This is a genomic window from Lamprobacter sp., from assembly GCF_034860625.1.
In the GTDB taxonomy this organism is placed as follows: domain Bacteria; phylum Pseudomonadota; class Gammaproteobacteria; order Chromatiales; family Chromatiaceae; genus Lamprobacter.
Window position 1 is genome coordinate 1 of the sequence record NZ_JAYESN010000364.1, and the last position, 2,203, is coordinate 2,203.

Annotated in this window: 1 protein-coding gene; it reads left to right on the forward strand. The window is 66.0% G+C overall.

Going from position 1 to position 2,203, the window contains the following annotated elements; genetic code table 11:
* Nucleotides 1-96 precede the first annotated feature (96 nt).
* Nucleotides 97-2,203, forward strand: a 2,107-nt coding sequence (locus VBE63_RS27575; RefSeq protein ID WP_323686188.1) for an FG-GAP-like repeat-containing protein, incomplete at its 3' end; no start/stop codon positions are given.

Here is a 2,203-nt window from a genome sequence, read left to right on the forward strand (position 1 = left end):
CGCCGAAGAGCGCGCGCGCGACGCCCCATCGCCAGCCCTCGTCACGGGTATATAACGAATCCGAATGATCATTCGCTGAAATCTAAGGAAACTGCCATGTCCACACCCGCCTTCCAAACGCCCCAAACCAACCCCTTCGACCTGACCGACGTGGGCGTCGCTTCCGCCCCGACCTTCGCCGACCTCGACGGCGACGGCGATCTCGATGCCCTGGTCGGCAACCGCAACGATGGTATTCTGTACTTCGAGAACACCGGCAGCGCCAGCTCCGCCGCCTTCGCCGCTGCGGTCACCAACCCCTTCGGCCTGACCAAGGTGGGCTCCAACTCCACCCCGACCTTCGCCGACCTCGACGGCGACGGCGATCTCGATGCCCTGGTCGGCCAGAACACTGGCCTGCTGTACTACTTCGAGAACACCGGCAGCGCCGGCTCCGCGGCCTTCAGCGCTGCGGTTACCAACCCCTTCGGCCTGACCGACGTGGGCTACTTTTCCGCCCCGACCTTCGCCGACCTCGACGCCGACGGCGATCTCGATGCCCTGGTCGGCGCATCCGATGGCACCCTGAACTACTTTGAGAACACCGGCAGCGCCAGCTCCGCCGCCTTCGCCAGCGCCCAGAACGCCAGCGCCTTCGGCCTGACCGCCGTGGCGGGCTTTTCCAAACCGACCTTTGCCGACCTCGACGGCGACGGCGATCTCGATGTCCTGGTCGGTGAATTCGATGGCATCCTCAACTACTTCGAGAACACCGGCAGCGCCAGCGCCGCAGCCTTCTCCGCTGCGGTCACCAACCCCTTCGGCCTGACCGACGTGGGCAACAATTCCGCCCCGACCTTCGCCGATCTCGACGGCGACGGCGATCTCGATGCCCTGGTCGGCGACGGCGATGGCAACACGCTGTTTTTCGAGAACGGCACACCGCCGGGCGTGACCATTACCCCCAGCGGCGACAGTATCCAAGTCACCGAAGGCGGCGCCAGCGACACCTATACGGTCGTACTCGACACCCTGCCCACGGCCAATGTCACCATCACCCTCGACACCCAGCACGGCGGCACCGGCAACGGACAGGTCAGCGTCAACACGCCCACGCTCACCTTCACCACCAGCGACTGGGACACCGCCCAGACCGTCACCGTCAGCGCCGTGGATGACGGCATCGGCGAAGGCCCGCATTTTGGCGTCATTGCCCACAGTGTCAGCAGCGCGGATACCGGCTACAACGGCCTCAGCGTCGACAACCTCTCGGTGCAGATCAGCGACAACGACCTGCCGAGCGGCGATCCGACCTTCCAAGCCCCAGTCACCAACCCCTTCGACCTGGGCGATGTGGGCTCCAATTCCACCCCGACCTTGGCCGACCTCGACGGCGACGGCGATCTCGATGCCCTGGTCGGCGCATACGATGGCACCCTGAACTACTTTGAGAACACCGGCAGCGCCAGCTCCGCCGCCTTCGCCAGCGCCCAGGACGCCAGCGCCTTCGGCCTGACCGACGTGGGCTCCCTCTCCAAACCGACCTTCGCCGATCTCGACGGCGATGGCGATCTCGATGCCCTGGTCGGCCAAGGCGATGGCACCCTCAACTACTTCGAGAACACCGGCAGCGCCAGCTCCGCCGCCTTCGCCAGCGCCGAGAACGCCAGCGCCTTCGGCCTGACCAACGTGGGCAGCCGGTCCGCCCCGACCTTCGCCGACCTCGACGGCGACGGCGATCTCGATGCCCTGGTCGGCGAAAAAGGCGAAAAATATGACATCCTGTACTACTTCGAGAACACCGGCAGCGCCAGCTCCGCGGCCTTCGCCGCTGCGGTCACCAACCCCTTCGGCCTGACCGACGTGGGCAGCTATTCCGCCCCGACCTTCGCCGACCTCGACGGCGACGGCGACCTGGATGCCTTGGTCGGTGAACGCTTTGGCAACCTGATGTTTTTTGAGAACGGGACACCGCCGGGTGTGACCCTCAGCCCCAGCGGCGACAGTAACCAGGTCACCGAAGGCGGCGCCAGCGACACCTACACCGTGGTGCTGAATAGCCAGCCCACGGCCGATGTCACCATCACCCTCGCCAGCCCCAACGGCCAGGTCAGCGTCGATCAAGCCACGCTCACCTTCACCACCGCCAACTGGGACACCGCCCAGACCGTCACCGTCAGCGCCGTGGATGACGGCATCGGCGAAGGCCCGCACTTCGGCGTCA